This window comes from Kouleothrix sp. 19917, from assembly GCF_057073505.1.
Genome location: NZ_CP097099.1, coordinates 2,262,822 through 2,279,668, shown reverse-complemented (window position 1 = coordinate 2,279,668; position 16,847 = coordinate 2,262,822). Strand labels below are relative to the sequence as shown.

General features: G+C 62.2%; 11 protein-coding genes. 4 read left to right on the top strand and 7 right to left on the bottom strand.

Annotation, left to right across the window (positions count from 1 at the left end; all coding sequences use genetic code 11):
* Positions 1 to 351 precede the first annotated feature (351 nt).
* Positions 352 to 1,269: an RNA polymerase sigma factor SigJ gene (gene sigJ / locus M1P90_RS09460; RefSeq protein WP_483702371.1), complete on the top strand. Its 918-nt coding sequence runs from the start codon at positions 352 to 354 to the stop codon at positions 1,267 to 1,269.
* Positions 1,270 to 1,559: 290 nt separating this feature from the next.
* On the opposite strand, the gene M1P90_RS09455 is transcribed toward sigJ, so the two are convergent.
* From M1P90_RS09455 to M1P90_RS09425, 7 genes are all read right to left on the bottom strand, one after another.
* Positions 1,560 to 2,048: a tetratricopeptide repeat protein gene (locus tag M1P90_RS09455; protein WP_483702370.1), complete on the bottom strand. Its 489-nt coding sequence runs from the start codon at positions 2,046 to 2,048 to the stop codon at positions 1,560 to 1,562.
* A gap of 384 nt (positions 2,049 to 2,432) precedes the next feature.
* The gene (locus M1P90_RS09450) at positions 2,433 to 3,689 is read right to left on the bottom strand and encodes an RNA polymerase sigma factor (protein ID WP_483702369.1); all 1,257 of its coding nucleotides are present in this window, start codon (positions 3,687 to 3,689) and stop codon (positions 2,433 to 2,435) included.
* Between the two features lie 204 nt (positions 3,690 to 3,893).
* Positions 3,894 to 4,247 (bottom strand): YciI family protein, encoded by a 354-nt coding sequence (locus M1P90_RS09445; RefSeq protein ID WP_483702368.1) that lies wholly within the window; start codon positions 4,245 to 4,247, stop codon positions 3,894 to 3,896.
* 287 nt (positions 4,248 to 4,534) lie between these two features.
* Positions 4,535 to 6,319, bottom strand: coding sequence for a M3 family oligoendopeptidase (locus M1P90_RS09440; protein ID WP_483702367.1), 1,785 nt, complete (start codon positions 6,317 to 6,319; stop codon positions 4,535 to 4,537).
* 232 nt (positions 6,320 to 6,551) lie between these two features.
* Positions 6,552 to 7,565 (bottom strand): substrate-binding domain-containing protein, encoded by a 1,014-nt coding sequence (locus tag M1P90_RS09435; protein ID WP_483702366.1) that lies wholly within the window; start codon positions 7,563 to 7,565, stop codon positions 6,552 to 6,554.
* 351 nt (positions 7,566 to 7,916) lie between these two features.
* Complete coding sequence (locus tag M1P90_RS09430) at positions 7,917 to 8,897, bottom strand: ABC transporter permease (RefSeq protein ID WP_483702365.1); 981 nt, start codon at positions 8,895 to 8,897, stop codon at positions 7,917 to 7,919.
* 32 nt (positions 8,898 to 8,929) lie between these two features.
* Positions 8,930 to 10,444, bottom strand: a complete 1,515-nt coding sequence (locus M1P90_RS09425) for a sugar ABC transporter ATP-binding protein (protein ID WP_483702364.1) — start codon at positions 10,442 to 10,444, stop codon at positions 8,930 to 8,932.
* 377 nt (positions 10,445 to 10,821) lie between these two features.
* On the opposite strand from M1P90_RS09425, the gene M1P90_RS09420 reads away from it, so the two are divergent.
* The 3 genes from M1P90_RS09420 (at position 10,822) to M1P90_RS09410 (ending at position 16,846) form a co-directional block, all read left to right on the top strand.
* Positions 10,822 to 11,841 carry a LacI family DNA-binding transcriptional regulator gene (locus tag M1P90_RS09420; RefSeq protein WP_483702363.1) on the top strand — a complete coding sequence of 340 codons (1,020 nt, stop codon included), beginning with the start codon at positions 10,822 to 10,824 and terminating at the stop codon, positions 11,839 to 11,841.
* A 474-nt stretch (positions 11,842 to 12,315) separates the two neighbouring features.
* Entirely contained in the window at positions 12,316 to 15,114 is a 2,799-nt protein-coding gene (locus M1P90_RS09415; protein WP_483702362.1) for an extracellular solute-binding protein, read from the top strand.
* A gap of 115 nt (positions 15,115 to 15,229) precedes the next feature.
* On the top strand, positions 15,230 to 16,846 hold the full coding sequence (locus tag M1P90_RS09410; RefSeq protein WP_483702361.1) for an efflux RND transporter periplasmic adaptor subunit: 1,617 nt from the start codon (positions 15,230 to 15,232) through the stop codon (positions 16,844 to 16,846).
* Position 16,847: the final 1 nt, after the last annotated feature.

Below are 16,847 nucleotides of genomic sequence, written 5' to 3'. Positions count from 1 at the left end.
AAAGCCAAGTGCGTAGTGCGTAGTGCTGTGTTCATGAAACGTGCTTTTGCCCCGTCCCGCTCCGTCAGAACGAGAGAAAGGGTGGAAGAGTTTTGTGCTCCCCTTCTCCCGGCCTGGGAGAAGGGGCTGGGGGATGAGGGCCGTATATGCGTTACAATGCCAAATCCTCCGTAGCGGCAATGCGCTCATGTCACAGGCGCGGGCGCTCGCTCGTCATGATGCTGGCCGGCACGCGCCGGTTCGTTTGCATGAGCGGGTTTCGAGTTGCAGGTTTGCAAGTTGCGGAACTCAACATTCAAAACTCAACACTCAAAACTCCCTGACGCAGGAAAAGATAGAAACTGAGTGATTATGGCCGAAGCTGATCCTTTCGCGCTGCACCGCACCTACCTGTTCGCGCTGGCGTATCGCATGCTGGGCAGCGCCGCCGATGCCGAAGATGTGCTGCAAGACGCGTATCTGCGCTATGCCGCCGCGCCGCGTGACAACCTGCGCGTGCCGCGCGCCTACCTCACCACGATCATCACGCGCCTCTGCCTCGACCGGCTCAAGGCCGCGCATGTGACCCGCGAGCAGTATGTTGGCCCGTGGCTGCCCGAGCCCGTGCTTACGCGCGAAACTCCAGGCGACCCGCAGCTCGCCGCCGAGCGGCACGAGTCGATCACGCTGGCGTTTCTGGTGCTGCTGGAAACACTCACGCCGGTTGAGCGCGCGGTGTTTCTGCTGCGCGAAGTGTTTGAGTATGGCTATGACGAGATCGGCGCGATTGTGCAGACCAGCCCGGCCAACTGCCGGCAGATCTTTCATCGTGCCAAGACGCAGCTTGCCGACCAGCGCCCGCGCTTCGCTGCGCCGCCCGCACAGCAGCACGCCCTGGTCGAGCGTTTTTTGCGTGCCACCGAGCGCGGCGACCTTGGCGCGCTGCAAGACGTGTTAGCCGCCGATGTGCAGATGTGGGCCGACAGTGGTGGAAAAGCGCCCGCGCCGCGCCGCCTTGTGCAGGGGCGCGATACCATCGCCCAGCTGATGGTGATCTTTGCCGATAGCACACTGCAATTGCTTGGCGGCGACGCCAGCGCGCTGCGCCTGGAGATGGCGACGGTGAATGGCGAGCCGGCCTTTCTGGTGTATATTCGCGGTGTGCTCGACACGGCGGCGATCTGCAGCACCGATGGTGCACACATTACCGCGCTGCGCCTTGTGCGCAACCCCGCCAAGCTCGCATTCCTGACCAGCCAGCTCGCGAACGGCAACGCACTGCCGCTGTGAGGTGGCGGGCGGCAGTCGCCGAGAGTAAACGGTTGAGCTACAGAGCGCACTGAGCGCACTGAGGGTGATAATCAAAAACTCGGAGTCGTTCGGCTGATCTCACGACGAAGCCTTGATGTTCTCTGTGGCGCTATCGTCCTTGCTATATGGGCGATGCGGCTATCAGGAAGAGACGCTGGCTTGCCAATCCCTAAACCCCGCGCTGAAAGCGCGCTAGGAATGCAGGCGCGGCGTGTGGCGGTGGCGCAGGCGGGCACGTGCGGAATGATGCCCGCCAAGCACATGAGTACCTACTCGTCGTCGGGTTCAACGAGCAGGCGGGCATAGTTCGCCAGTGAACGCTGGTAGCGAGGCAGGTGTGGCGCCAGCGCGCGCAGGGCCAGCGCCAGGCCTTCGCGCTCGCGCCCAACGTCGGCCAGCGCTAAAGCCAGAAAGCCGCTGACCGCATCATCCAGCTCGTCGGAGCCTTGCTCGCGCTCGGCCTCAAGCAGCGCCACACTTTCGCTGGCGTTGCCAAGGTTGCGCAGCGAGCTGGCCATTTGAATCACCGCGCGCCGCCGGCGAATACCCGTCAAACCCTGCGCGAGCGCTTGCCGGTAGAGCGGCACCGCGCGATCTGAGTGGCCCGTTGAGTCCTGCGCGGCGGCGCGCTCGAACAGTGCGATTGCGCTGTTTGCAGGTAACTCGGCGGTCAGATTATCCATGCGCGCCAAAAAATCATCTTCGCCCAGGCTATCAATCGCGGCCCACAGCTCAGCGAGGCGTTGTTCCCAATCCATCGTGTGTGCTTTCTGCTGAACACGGCAAAGCGCACACTATACGCGATGACTATGCGCGGCGCAACCTGGCCATAGTGAAATTGGGACACAGAGACACAGAGGCCACAGAGTCATAGGAGGGTTACGAGAACCACGGAACCAAGGGCGGAGCAGTCGGCAGTATGCAGTGGGCAGTGGGCAGTGCCTACAGTGGTTTGCGGAATAATTGACCACGCATGCGCGGCAAGAAGCGCGTTGGAGCGCGGAAAATGCAACTGCCTTCTGCATCCTGCCGACTGCAACCTCCTATAATGAGTGGCGGCGTGCGAGTTTGTAACTTTGCAACCTGCAACCTGCAACCTTCCAACTTTTATATCCTTCGTGGCAAACGCCCCAGCGGGCTATTCATGCAGAACGGAGCGCCGCGATGCGTGCTGTAATGAAATCGCGCTCGACGGCGTTGTGCGTGAGCGCCAGCGCGCTCGTGTAGGCGGCGATGGCGTCGGCGGCTTGCCCACTGCGGCGCAGCATGTCGGCGCGGGCGAGGTGAAAGGGCGCGAAGTCGCGCAACGAGGCGGCCAGCGGCGCGAGCAGAGCGAGGCCAGCCTGCGGGCCGTAGGCCATCGAGCAAGCGGCCGCGTGGTTGAGCTGGATGATTGGCGAGTCGCCGTGGCGGCGCAATTCGGCATATAGCCCGGCGATCTGCGGCCAGTCGGTTGCGTCGGCGCTGGCGGCGCGGGCATGAAGCGCGCTGATCGCGGCCTGGAGCTGGTAGGGGCCGATCTGGCGCATGTGAAAGGCTTTTTCCACCAATGCCAGCCCTTCCTGTATCGCCCGCCGATCCCACAGCCCGCGATCCTGCTCGCCAAGCAAGATCAGCTCGCCGGCCGCGCCAACGCGAGCCGCGCGCCGCGAGTGGTGCAGCAGCATCAGGCCGAGCAGACCCAGCACTTCGGCATAATGGCCGGCTGGCACGTCGGTGCGCGCCTGGCGGATGAGCCGCTCCAGCACGCGGCACAGGCGGATGGCCTCGGCGCACAGCTCGTGGCGGATGAGCGCCTCGCCAGCGCTGGCCGCATAGCCCTCAGTGAAGATCAGATAGATCACCGTCAGCACGGCGTCGAGCCGTTCGGCCAGCAGGTGCGCGGGCGGCACGGTGTAGGGAATGCCCGCGTCCTTGATCTTGCGCTTGGCGCGCACCAGCCGCTGCGCCATGGTTGGCGCGGGAACCAGAAAGGCCGCTGCGATTTCGGGCGTGGTGAGGCCGCCGAGCGTGTGCAGCGTCAGCGCGATCTGCTGCTCTTGCGGCAGGGCCGGGTGGCAGCAGGTGAAAATCAGCTTGAGCCGCTCGTCGGGGATGTCGTCGGCTTCGGCCTCGCTGTTGGTGGGGCTGGCGGGCAGGGTGGCCTCGTCCAGCGGCACGGCGGCGCGGCGGCGGCGCAGCCGGTCGATGGCTTTGCGGCGGGCGGTGGTGGTGAGCCACGCGCCCGGCCGCTGCGGCACGCCCGCCCGCGCCCAGTGCTCCAGCGCCGCCAGAAAGGCATCCTGCAGTGCTTCTTCGGCCAGCTCAATATCGCCCAGCCAGCCAATCAGCGTGGCGAGCAGCTGGCCGTGCTCCTGGCGGTGCACGCGCTCCAGAGCGAGTTGTAGCGTGTCGGTCATAGTGAGGCGGAATGTATCCACAGATTACGCAGATCTCGCCATTCCGAAGCCAGAAGCATAATTTTCGAGCGTACAGCGTAGCAAACCGAAAGCTGGTGTGTTCTGTAGCTCGAATACGCTGACATTTGCTCCATCATAATCTGCGGCATCTGTGTAATCTGTGGATGTTGCTTATTCCAGCCTTCCGCGCCGGAAGCGCATTTCCTACTGGTTGAACTCCATGACTGGCCGCACCTCGATCGAGCCAAAGCGCGCGCCGGGGCATTTCGCCGCCCACTCAATCGCCTCGTCGAGGTTTTCAACGTCAATCAGGTAGTAGCCGCCCAACTGCTCTTTTGTTTCGGCGAAGGGGCCATGCGTGATGACGGCCTTGCCCTCGGGCGCGCGCACGGTGGTGGCCGCCGAAGTGGGGTGCAGGGCGTCGCCGCCGCGCATCTTGCCCGATTCTTCCAGCGCCTTGGTGTAGCCCCAGTAGTCGGCCATCACGGCGTCCATCTCTTCCTTGCTGACGCTGGCCTCGGTCTGCTCGTTGCCGTAGATCAGAAGCAGGTACTGCATGGGAATGCCTCCTTTGCTTGCGGGGCGGCACGCGCTGCCCCGTTACTCTACCGACGCAGCAGGCGCAGCCAGATCGACACATTTGTGCGGCAATTTTGCTGGCAATTTTACTACAAAGACAGGACGTAAGGAATGGCACCGCAGAGACACAGAGAACACTGAGGGAAAAGCCAAAATATTTCTTTGCGCTCTCTTATCTCTATAAATTGTTAACATAACTTTCAACTATAGATGATAAGTTTCTATCTCTGTGTCCTCTGTGCCTCTATGGTAATAACATAATGGATTTAAATCAGTCGCTCGAAGCGGTCGATATCGGCGCTGATCGTCGCGAGGCTGGCCTGCCAGAACTCGGGCGCATGGAGGTCGATGCCGAAGCGCGCCGCCAGCGTGGCCGCGTCGGCCATGCCAGTGGAGGAAAGTAAGTCGTCGTAGCTGGCGCGAAATGCCTCAGGGTCGCGCTGGTAGCGCGCGTACAGGCCCAGGCTGAACAGCGAGCCAAACAGGTAGTGGTAGTTGTAGAACGAGAGCGTTGGGAAGTAGTAGTGAATCTTGGTGGCCCACAGGTACGGGTGCAGCGCAGCGGGGTCGAGTGCCTCGCCGTAGCTGTCGCGCTGCGATTGCTCCATCAGCGCGCACAGCTCATCCACCGAGAGCTCGCGCTGTTGGCGCATTTCAAACAGGCGCTCCTCAAACGCGAAACGACTGAGCACGCTGGCGACGCGCTGCGCCGAGCTTTGCAGCGCGCTGTCGAGCAGCATGAGTTGCTCTGCCGGGCGGGCGTGTGCCAGCGCGGCCTTGCGAATGATCGCCTCGCAGAAGATGCTGGCCGTCTCCGCCAGCGTTTCGGGCGTCTGGCTTTGCAGGGCGGTGCGCCCGCGCAGGGTGTGGGTGTGGTAGGCGTGGCCCAGTTCGTGCGCCAGGATGATTACGCTGTGGAAGCTGGGCTTGTAGCTCATCAGAATGCGCGACTCGCCGGGGCGCAGTGGCTCCGAGTAGGCACCGGCGCGCTTGCCCGGGCGCGGCGCGGCGTCGATCCAGCGCTCGCGAAAGGCGCGCGCCGCGAAGTCGCGTAGCTCGGGCGAGTAGGTGCCAAACTGCTCAAGAATAAAGGCCGTGCCATCGGCGTAGTCCCACTGCGCGCTGCTCGCCCCCAGCGGCGCAAACAGGTCGTACCAGGCCAGCCGCACAATGCCGAGGGCGCGGGCCTTGGCGCGAAAGTAGCGTCGCATGTCGGGCAGGGCGGCGCGGGCGGCTGCCAGCATGGTGTCGAGCGTCGCGCGGTCGATGCCGCTTTGAAACAGCGACTCGTCGAGCGGCGAGCGCCAGCCGCGCCGCGTGCTCAGCACCAGCACTTCGCCCTTCACGCCATTCAGCGCGGCGGCCAGCGGCACGGCCGCCCCTTGCCACGCCACCAGCTCGGCCTCGTGCGCCTGCTGCCGCAGCGTGCGGTCGGCGTCGTAGGCAAGGTTGCGCGCCACGCTCATGGGTACGGTTTCGGGCGTGCCATCGCGGGTGAGCGTGATGCTGAGCTGCGCGCTGATGCGGGTGTAGAGCTGCTTCCAGGCGGCTGCGCCACTCGCGCCAAGCTGGCTGGCCAGCGCTTCTTCGGCGGGCGACATCAGGTGTTGCGCCTGGCTTTGGGCGCGCTGCAAGGCGTAGTGGTGGGCCCGCGCCAGCACCGATTGCGCTTCCAGCGCGGCGAGATCGAGCCCGCCCACCCACGCGGCAAAGCGCCCGCCAAGCTGATCGAGCTGCGCCTGCGCCGGGCGGAATTCGCTCAGGCGCGCCAGCACGACGGTGTCGCGGGTGTCGGCGGCGGCCAGGTTGGCAAGGTAGCTTGCCAGGGTTTGCGCCTCTTCCAGCACCGCGTTGTAGCGCGTTAGTATTGTGTCAAAGACGGCAGGCGTGGTGGAAGTGCCTGCATGGACGCCGTGCTGGTCGAACAAGGCCGCCAGATCGACAATTGCCTGGGTGGTGGCGGCAAAGCCAGCCGCAAACTCGGGCGTGTCGGGGCCGGGGTAGATCACGCTCATGTCCCAGGTTGGCGGCGCACTTTGGGTCGTAGCCATAAAGCGAATACCTTTCAAAAAAGCCAATTGGAACGATTACCACGAAGACACGAAGGCACGAAGATTTTGCTACTCGGCATTCCAATCGTATTTTTGCAGGATCTCACTGGTATTTTCGATCTTGAAGGCTTCAATTTTTGTGGCTATTTGAATGGTATCGATGTCCTCCGCAAAACAAAAACAGCGCGGGCGGCGATTATATCGCCGCCCGCGCTGGCCGTAAAGCGAGGGTCTAGTTGTACAGCAGCGCCTTGATGTCGGCAGCGTCGATGTTGGCCTTGTCGTAGTAGTGGTAGCCGGTGTCAATCGTCTTGGGCAGGGTTTCGCCCTTGATCGCCTTGAGCGCCGAGTCGACACACTTGTAGCCAATGCCGATCGGGTCCTGCGTGATCGCGCCCGCCTCGGTGCCGCCCTTGATCGCGTCGATCTGCTGCTTGCCCGAGTCGTAGCCAATCACAACGATCTTGCCTTCCATGCCACTTTCCTTGACGCCATTCAGCACGCCGATGGCCGAGCCCTCGTTGGCGCCAAAGAAGCCCTTCAGGTTCGGGTGGGCCTGGATGATCGTCTTGGCCAGGTCGGTCGACTTCAGCTGGTCGCCGCCGCCGTACTGGACATCAACCACCTGGATGTTCGGGTGCTTTTCCTTCATGCGGTTCAGGAAGCCGTCGCGGCGGTCGATGCCGGTGCGGCTGGTCTGGTCGTGCACGACCACGGCAACCTCACCCGCGTCGCCAATCAGCTCGGCCATCTTGTCGGCGGCGGCGCCGGCAGCGGCAATGTTGTCGGTGGCGGCGGTGGTGACCGGAATGTCGCTATCGACGCCCGAGTCGAAGCCGATCACCGGGATGTTGGCATCTTTGGCCTTCTGAAGGAGCGGAACCGCAGCCTTGCTGTCGAGCGCCGCAAAGCAGATCGCCTGCGGTTTCTTGTCGAGCGCAGCCTGAAGCATTTCCATCTGTTTGTCGACCTGTGATTCCGACTCGGGGCCCTCGTAGGTGATCGTGGCGTTCAGCTCGGTGGCAGCCTTCTCAGCGCCGGCCTTGACCGCCTGCCAGAACTGGTGCTGAAAGCCCTTCGAGATGATTGCGACATAGGGCTTGCCGCCGCCGCTGGCACCGCCGGCAGCCGCGCCGGCCGCCGTTGGTTGCGTGGTGGTCGCGCCCCCCGATGAGCCACAGGCAGCCAGCAACAGCATGCCGGCCAGCAGGCCCCCAAGGGAAGAGAACACTCGCTTGGATCGCATGGCAGAACTCCTTTGTACGTGATAGATCCAGTTATTGTCAGCTCCCGATGAGCGAACAACCGTTGGTTATAAGACTTACGCAGTCGGCGTTTTAGCCTTCGGCAGAGCGGTACTCGATTTTTCTTTGTGTGCAGTTTTCCGCGCATAGCGCGGAAAACTGCACACAAGATGATTTCTTTCTTGCGCCGAACCTCCTGAGCGAAACCGAAGCCTGTCCTGAGCGAAGCCGACGGGGGCAGGCTAAAAGCACAGCCTTGGAATGCCAGATAATGCAATTGCACACGTTCTCATTGCTTGCCACCAAGAATCGAAGATGCGGATCGTAAATCCCAAATCGTAAATCGGAAATACCTAGCCCTGACGGCGGCGGCGCACAATATCCAGGTACACCGCAATAATCACAATGCTGCCGGTGATCACGGTTTGCCATTCCTGCGGCACCGAGAGGATGCGCAGGCCGTTGGTGAGCGTGCTGATGATGAATGCGCCAATGATCGTGCCCATAATCGAGCCTTCGCCACCGCTAAGCGAGGTGCCGCCAATCACGGCCGCCGCAATCGCGTCGAGCTCGTAGCCCTGGCCCAGCGCGGGCTGCGCCGAGTTCAGGCGCGAGGCGATCAGCACGCCGGCCAGACCGCTGAACACGCCGCAGAGTGTATACACCGCCATCTTCCAGCGGTCGACATTCACGCCCGAAAGGCGGGTAGCTTCTTCGTTGCTGCCCAGCGCAAAGGTGTAGCGCCCCAGCACGGTTTTCGCCAAAATCAGGCTGGCGATAATTGCGGCGATGAACATAATCGGCACGGCGTTCGGGATGTTCAGGCTGGGAATGATCGAGCCCATGGCGATCGCGTTGAACACGGGCGTATCGTTGAAATAGATCGGCGCGAGGCCCGACAGCACAAGCGCGAGGCCCTTGGTGACGTTGAGCATGCCCAGCGTGGCAATAAATGGCGGGATTTTGAGCTTGGAAATAATTGCGCCATTGATCAGGCCACAAGCCGCGCCAGTGAGCAAACCGCCAAACACGCCAACGAGCACGGGCATCTGCCATTTGGTGATGAACACGCCCGTCATCACGGCCGCCAGCGTCATCACCGTGCCGATTGAGAGGTCGATGCCGCCCGAAATGATCACAAAAGTCACGCCCAGTGCCAGCACGCCGTTCACTGCCGTGGCGAGCAGAATGCCAATGACATTGCTGAACGTCATGAAATTCGAGGACGCCAGCGAGAAGTAGATGAACATAAAGATCAGGGCCGCGAACGCCAGCACGCGTTGCATTGCCCCGGCAGGAATGCGTGGCCGCCGGGCGGCGACAGTCGTTGCCATAGAAACCTCCACAATAAGGCAGATGCAGCACCTTAGGCGTGCGCCAGATCCTCACGCTGCGTTGCGTAGGTCATAATCTTTTCCTGGGTGGCCTCGCGGATCGGCAGGTCGCCGGTGATGCGCCCTTCGCACATCACAATCACGCGGTGGCTCATGCGCAGCACCTCGGGCAGCTCGGAGGAGATCATGATCACCGATTTGCCCTGCTGGGCCAGCTCGTTCAGCAGCTTATAAATCTCGCTTTTTGCGCCCACATCAATGCCGCGCGTGGGTTCGTCGAAGATCAGGATGTCGGTGTTCGCGGTGAGCCATTTGCCGATGATGACTTTTTGCTGGTTGCCGCCCGAAAGGTTTTTGACCTTCTGCTGAATGCCGGGCGTTTTGATCGCCAGGTTCTGCACCTGGGTTTCGGCAGTGCTGCGTGTGCGCTGGGCGTTTACAATGCCAAGCGCGCTCAGGAACTTGCGCATCGAGGCCAGCACGACGTTGGTTTCGACATCCATGCCCAGCGCCAGGCCGTAGCGCTTGCGATCTTCCGACAGGTAGCCGATGCCGTGGCGCACCGCGTCGCTGGGGCTGTGGATGCTGGCCTTCTTGCCGTGCACGAAAATCTCGCCCGAGTCGATCGGGTCGGCCCCGAACACGGCGCGCGCAACTTCGGTGCGGCCCGCGCCCATCAGCCCCGCGAAGCCGAGGATTTCGCCGCGCTTGAGCGAGAAGTTGATGTTCTTGAGCACTTTGCCGCGGTTGAGATTCTTGACCTCCAGCACCACATCGCGGTTCTGGTCTTCGGGCGGCGCGGATTTATCTTCAAAGATCGCGCGCCCAACCATCATGCTGATAATACGGTCGATGGTCGTATCGGCAGTGTTGACCGTGTCGATGTAGCGGCTGTCGCGCATCACGGTGATGCGGTCGGTAATCTGCTTGATCTCGTCCATGCGGTGCGAGATGTACACAATGCCCACGCCACGGTCGCGCAGCTGGCGAATGATGCGGAACAGGTCTTCGATCTCGGCGTCGGTGAGCGCGGCGGTCGGCTCGTCCATGATCAGCACGTCGGAGTTGTACGAAAGTGCCTTGGCGATCTCGACCATTTGCTGCTTGGCGACGGTCAGGTCGGAAACGCGCGTGCGCGGATCGAGGTTGAGGTGCATGCGCTCGAACAGCTCGGCGGTTTGCTTGTTCAGGGCCGGCTCGTCGAGCCAGAAGCGCGCGCCGGCGCGTGGCTCGCGGCCGATGAAGATATTCTGCGCGAGCGTCAGGTGCGGCATCAGGTTCAGCTCCTGGTGAATAATGCTGATGCCCAGCTCCTGCGCGGCCTTTGGCGAGCTGATCGAAACTTCCTGGCCTTTGTAATAGATGTGCCCGGCGTCTTTGGGGTAGATGCCGGAAAGGATTTTCATGAGGGTCGATTTGCCGGCGCCATTTTCGCCACACAGCGCGTGAACCTCGCCGGCACGCAGATCGAAATGGCAGTGATCAAGCGCATGCACGCCTGGGAAGCGCTTGTCGATATCTTCCATGAGGACCAGCACGTTGTCCACGCATGCCTCCCTGCATTCGTTTGGCTTATGGCGCGCACAGCCCGGCAGGCAGTGGCGCGTTCAAGCAAAGGACTCTGGTTCCGGCGACCGCTGCCGGCTGTGCAAGATGTTGGTATGATGTGTTGTTTTTGTGGTAGCGATAACATTCTAGCGCAGCGCTTCGCGTTTGTCAAGAGCCTTCTGAAAGGAATTTTACCAGCAATTCATTGTTTGCATCTGGGTGAGATAATGCGATATTTCACGAATGGACCGGTGTAATCACAAAAAAATGTACTGCAGCCCCTCTTGATTTCCATACGCTTATCCGCTACAATAGCACCATTCCGTGATAGCGTTATCATTTTCTAACAACAGCCGGGCATCAAGGGAGAAGCGTTATGGCTGTCACCATCACTGATGTTGCTGAGCGCGCGGGCGTCTCGGCCATGACTGTGTCGCGTGTTATTAACGGCAGCCAGCGTGTGCGCGCCGACACGCGCAAGCGCGTCGAGGCGGCAATTGCCGAGCTGGGCTATGTGCCAAACAGCCTGGCACGCGGCCTTTCGAGCCAGCGCGCCGGCCTGCTGGCGCTGGTGGTGCCCGATGTTGCGAATCCCTTCTTCACGCTGATTGTGCGCGGTGCCGAGCATGTGGCCCGCCGCGCCGGCTACCGCATGATTCTGTGCAACACCGAAAGCGAACTCGAGCGCGAGCACGAATATGTTCAGGAAATGCTGGCCAACCGCGTGGAGGGCATGCTGCTTGCCCCCGCCAGCGACCGCTCGGCGCGCAACCTGAAGCTGCTGGAGCGCCACGATGTGCCATATGTGCTGATCGACCGCGCGATTGAGGGCGTTGAAAGCGACCTGGTGCAGGGCGACAGCGTTGGCGGGGCGCGCCGCCTGGTCGAGCACCTCGTGGGGCTGGGGCACCGGCGTATCGCCCTGCTCGGCGGCGAAGTCGAAATCTCGACCAGCCGCGACCGCGCACAGGGCTTTCGGCAGGGGCTGGCCGCCGCCGGCCTGCTGGCCGACCCGGCGCTGATCATTCCTTCCAAATTCGAGATCACGGGGGGCCAGCAGGCGGCCCAGCAGATGCTGGCACTGCCAGAGCTGCCGAGCGCAATTGTTGCCATGAATAATATGGTAGCGGTTGGCATTGTGCTGGCGCTGCGCGAGCGCGGCCTTTCGATCCCGGAAGATATTGCGCTGGTGTGCTTCGACGATATTCAGTACGCCTCGCTGCTCTACCCCTTTCTGACGGCAATGGTTCAGCCAGCCGAAACCTTTGGCACGATCGCGGCGCAGTTGCTGATCGAGCGCATCGATGGGCGCGCCACCGAGCGCCGCCGCCAGGTGGTGCTTTCGCCCGAGCTGGTGGTGCGCCGTTCGTGCGGTGCGGAGCTGGCGCACGCCTAGTGCGCTTGCAGCGCAGGGGTTAGGGGGGTGGGAATAGGGTTTCGGCATTACAATGCGGATGTACTTTCCTGATTTCCGCATCGCGTTCTTGACATTGCCCTAGCCCGCAGCGCGTGCGCATGATTGTGCTACAATACATCCCCGGGTTCGTGCCACGTATCGCACAGCCTGGCGCCACGACCGCGCCTCACTGCCCCGCCGCACGGCCACCCCTCTCAGCCAACTGTCAGTTTGGTGTCAGCAAAACCCTGGTACGTTTTCGGGCCATTGTGCGTCCGAATCATATGGAACCTTTTACGCACTCGCTGCGTCTCTGATATGAACGCCACTTCATGAGCGTTATGCGCGCCTGCCCGCCAGCCACCACGAATTTCGGCAGGCATCGCGTTTGATCGAGTAGCGGGCATTGCTGAACACGCCGCCCTCTACCTGGGTACTGCCTTTGTATGCCGACTAACCGCAGGAGATGACCGAATGCGCCGCTTTGTATCACTTATTTTGCTGGTGATGCTGCTGGCTGCCTGTAGCGGAAGCCCCGCCGCGCCCGACGCGACGCCGCTGCCCGGCGACCCGCCACCCGCCGATGCGACGAATACGCCTGCCGCCGATGAAGGCGGCAAGGTGACGATCTCGTTCGCTGCGTGGGAGTATGAGCACCAGATCTACGAGCCGCTGGCCAAGAAATTTTCCGAAGAAAACCCGAACATCGAAGTGGTGCTGGTGCCGCTCGACGACCTGATGAATGTTTCGGGCCCAAATCCCGATTACTCGCCATTCGCCCAACTGCGGCGCGTGGTGTCGGGCGCCGATACCGCCCCGGCTGGCGTGGCCTCGCCCGAAACCTTAGGCAGCAGCCTGCTGCTGGACCTCGCGCCGCATATGGATGCCGACAGCAGCTTCAAGCGCGACGACTTCTACCCCGGCGCGCTGGAGCAGTACACCATTAAAGGCGCAACACGCGTGCTGCCGCGCTACCTGTATGTGCAGACGCTGAGCTACAACAAAGATCTGTTCAAGGCTGCCGGCCTGCCCGAACCCAAGCCAGGCTGGACATGGGACGACCTGTTTGGCGCGGCGCAGCAGATTGCCGGCAGTGGCGGCGATACTTATGGCTTTTTCGACGGGAGCAACGGCTTTACGCCACTGCTTGCGCACCTGAAAAGCCAGGGCACCGATCTGATGACGATTCAAAGCAGCGAGATCAAACTGGATGATCCAGTGTTTGTGGAAGGCGTGCAGTATGTCCAGTCGCTGATTGAAAATCGTGCAGTCAATCGCGTGGCCTATCAAACCATGCCGGCCGACGGGCCAGTCAAGGAGCCACAGCAGGTCGAAGACCCGAATCAGGCCATCCGCGACGGCAAAATTGGTATCTGGCCCTCCGAAACGCTTGGCAACGGCGGCCCGCGCCCGATCGATGCAGGGCCGGCTGGTGGCGGTACGGAAGACCTGTCCTTCCCGGTTGGCACAATCCCCTACCCCGCTGATAACTTCGCGCCCTATATCAACGTCGATGGCTATATCGTCAGCGCCGGCACCGAGCATCCCACCGAGGCCTGGAAGTGGATCGAGTTCCTGTCGCGGCAGCAGACCGAGCAGCAGATCCCTGGCGGGCCAGTGGGCTTCAAGCAGCCGGGCCGTATTCCCGCGCGCATCAGCGTTGCCGAGCAGCAGGGCTTCTGGAACGACCTCGACGCGCAGACCGCCGAAGCCTACAAGTGGGGCGTCGCGCATCCTACCCCGCCGATCGAGCGCATGCCCGACTATAACTTGTTTGGCCCGCTGAGCCAGGCGCTTGAGCAGGTGCTGGGGCAGGAGAAGAAAGACCCGAAGAAAGCCTTGCAGGAAGCACAGAAGCAGCTCGACCAGCTGCTTGCCGAGCAGCAAACAACGCCCACACCCACGCCGAACCTCGGCCCGGTGGCAGTGGCCACGCCCGAGCCGCAGGTTGCCCCGGAAGGCGCCACCAGGATTAAGTTCTCGTCCTTCGCCTACAACCCGCCCGATCTGCGGCGGCTGGCGCGCAGCTTCCGCGATCAGCGCCCCGATATTTTCGTCAATGTGACCTCGACCGACGTCTATACTCAGGGCCCAACGATTGCGCAGATCGCCAACACCAACGATTGCTTTGCGTGGTATAGCCCGCCGCAGAGCGATGAAGACTTTAGCGCGCTGCTCGACCTGCAGCCCCTGTTCGATGCCGATGCAAGCTTCCCACAGAGCGACTACCCTGCTGCCTTGCTCGCGCCCTACCAGCGCGACGGCAAGCTTTATGGCCTGCCCTATGCGGCGACACTGCGCTCGCTCAACTACAACAAAACAGCATTCGGCGCGGCTGGCATTCAACCGCCCACGGGCGAATGGAAGCCCGACGACTTCCTGGCCGCAGCGCAGGCGCTCAGCAAGGGCGATGGCGACCGCCAGCAGTTCGGCTATGTGCCGCTGGGCGGCGCGCAGCAGGATCTGTTCTTCTTCATCAACCAGTTTGGCGGGCAGCTTACCACTGGCAGCGGCAAGGATACCCGGCCGAATTTCACCGACCCGAAGGCCGTACAGGCGATCAAATGGTACCTCGACCTGTGGAAGGTCCACAAGGTTATGCCCAAGCTCACCTTCCCCTACAAAACCGACGATACCTTTGATGATCACTCCTACGAGTACATCCAGAACGGCCGCGCCGGCATATGGTTCGGCCAGGGCGACATGACATTTGGCGACCCAAGCCAGCCGCAGCAGTTCGAGATGGGCGTGGCCCCGCTGCCGATCGGCCTGGGCGGCCTGCGCAGCGGCGATATGTACGTTCGCGGCATGCATATTTCGGCCAAAACCGAGCAAAGCCAGGCGTGCTGGGAATGGCTGAAGTTCCTTTCCGCTGACGCCACGAACCTGCAAGGTGCCATGCCAGCGCGCAGCTCAATCCTGGCGAGCGACAGCTTCACCAGCCAGGCGTCGCCGGCCCTGCTCGATCTGGTGAAAGTGTATGCCGATGTGCTGAAACGCGCGCCAAGCGGCAGCAGCAACGGCACCGACCCGAATCAGCTGTATTCGATGGATACCTACTGGTTCTTCAAGGCGCTGATGGATGACCTGGACGACAAAGCGCCGCTTGACCAGGGGCTGGCCGAGGCGCAGAAAAACACCAGCGCCTGGCTCGACTGCATGGCGCAAACGCCAAACAAGCCGGCCTCCTGCGCGCAGAAAGTCGACCCGACCTACAAAGGCTATAACACCGAAGACCCGCCACCCGGCGGCTTTGGTGCCGCGAAGGGCTAGGCGCGTGGCGCGTCGCTGGCGAACTGTGCCAGCGGCGCGCCGCGCAAAATGCTGCTACAATACAATTATCCGCTTTCGAACGAACGAATTTCGCCTAACTACCAGGCAGATAGATATGATGAAACGCATCGCTGTACTGCTGTTCCTCTCGCTTGTGCTGGCCGCGCTGGCCGCCTGTGGCAGCGCGCCCGCCGCTGAGCAGGAAGCGCCAACGCCCACGCCGCTCCCACCCGACCCGGCGCTGGAGCGCCCAACCTACACCGTCGAGCGCGGCGCAATCGATCGCATTCTCGACATCAATGGCCGCGTCACCCCGGTTGACCTCACGCAGATCTCGTTTAAGCGCGAAGGCCGCGTGAACACCGTCGCCTTCCAGCGCGGCGATGTCGTCAAGCAGGGCGACCTGATCGCCGAGCTGCAGCAGGACGAAGCCAACGACGACTTGCGCGAAGCCCAGGATGGTGTGGTGCAGGCCCAGCGCGACCTGGCGAATGCGCAAAAAGCGCACGACAAAAAAGTTCAGCAGGCCGAGCTCGATGTGCAGCAGGCGCAGGAAGACCTGACCACCGTGCTGCCCGGCGGCGAGAACGACCCCATCCGCAAAGCCCAGGACGAGCTGATCGCCGCACAGCGCGAGGCGCAAGACACTGGCGACTCTGGATCAGAAGCGAAAACTGCTGCCGAGCTGGGCCTGCAAAAAGCGACGGAAGGCCTGCAAGATCAGCAAAAAGCCTATACCGACGCCTTCTGGGACAACGACTGGGCGCAGCGCTATGGCACCGACCCGAAAAACCCCACCACGGTTGACCCCGTGACTGGCAAGGAAACCCCGAACAAGCTCACCAAAGAGCAGATCGAAGCCTACCAGACCGCGCTCACCCAGGCCGAGCGCGCGCTGCGCGACGCCGAGCGCGCCCTGGAAAACGCCAAGCGCGATCTGGAAAAGGCCCGCGCCGGCGAGATCGTCAAGAACGACGACGCCAGCAAAAAGGTGCAGGAAGCCCAGCGCAAGCTCGATAGCCTGCTGCAGGGCAAGGGCAACCGCGACGTAATTGAGGCGCAGCGCAAAGTCGAGGCGGCGCAGCTTGCGCTGGAAGAAGCCCGAACCGAAAGCTTCAACTCCGAGCTGAAAGCCGTGGAAACAGCCCAGCGCGCACTTGAAAAAGCCCAGAAAAAAGTCGACGATGGCCGGATTGTCGCGCCGCAGAATGGCGAGCTGCTGGCCCTCAGCATCAGCGAGGCCGACACCGTCACCGCCTTCGACCCGGTGGTTGAGATCGCCGACCCGAGCAACCTTGAAGTCGCTGCCGAGCTGGGCGCCGAGCAGATGAAGCAGCTTGCCGAAGGCCAGCCGGCCGAACTCTCGCTGCTCGCGCGGCCCGACGTGATCTTGCCGGCAATCATCCGCCAGATGCCCGCGCCCTATGGCTCGGGTGGCAGCGGTACCGTGCAGGAAAAAGATCGCACCACGCGCTTCAAGCTGCTCGACCTCAAGGGCCAGCAGATTGAGGCCGGCGTGACGATTGTGAAGATCAAGATTGTGCTGGAGCATAAGGATAACGTGCTCTGGCTGCCGCCCGACGCCATCCGCGCATTCGAAGGCCGCCGCTTTGTGGTGGTGCGCGAAGGCGAGCGCGAGCGCCGCGTGACGATCAAAACCGGCATCGAGACCGAAGACAAGGTCGAGATTGTCGATGGCCTGGAAGCCGGCGACATCATCGTTGGGCAGTAGT

What these genes read in the sequence shown, in the direction of transcription:
- M1P90_RS09450 (WP_483702369.1), bottom strand. Translation starts at nt 3,689, where the DNA reads ATGACCGACACGCTACAACTCGCTCTGGAGCGCGTGCACCGCCAGGAG.
- M1P90_RS09435 (WP_483702366.1), bottom strand. Translation starts at nt 7,565, where the DNA reads ATGCGATCCAAGCGAGTGTTCTCTTCCCTTGGGGGCCTGCTGGCCGGC.
- M1P90_RS09415 (WP_483702362.1), top strand. Translation starts at nt 12,316, where the DNA reads ATGCGCCGCTTTGTATCACTTATTTTGCTGGTGATGCTGCTGGCTGCC.
- M1P90_RS09420 (WP_483702363.1), top strand. Translation starts at nt 10,822, where the DNA reads ATGGCTGTCACCATCACTGATGTTGCTGAGCGCGCGGGCGTCTCGGCC.
- M1P90_RS09430 (WP_483702365.1), bottom strand. Translation starts at nt 8,897, where the DNA reads ATGGCAACGACTGTCGCCGCCCGGCGGCCACGCATTCCTGCCGGGGCA.
- M1P90_RS09440 (WP_483702367.1), bottom strand. Translation starts at nt 6,319, where the DNA reads ATGGCTACGACCCAAAGTGCGCCGCCAACCTGGGACATGAGCGTGATC.
- M1P90_RS09410 (WP_483702361.1), top strand. Translation starts at nt 15,230, where the DNA reads ATGATGAAACGCATCGCTGTACTGCTGTTCCTCTCGCTTGTGCTGGCC.
- sigJ (WP_483702371.1), top strand. Translation starts at nt 352, where the DNA reads ATGGCCGAAGCTGATCCTTTCGCGCTGCACCGCACCTACCTGTTCGCG.
- M1P90_RS09445 (WP_483702368.1), bottom strand. Translation starts at nt 4,247, where the DNA reads ATGCAGTACCTGCTTCTGATCTACGGCAACGAGCAGACCGAGGCCAGC.
- M1P90_RS09455 (WP_483702370.1), bottom strand. Translation starts at nt 2,048, where the DNA reads ATGGATTGGGAACAACGCCTCGCTGAGCTGTGGGCCGCGATTGATAGC.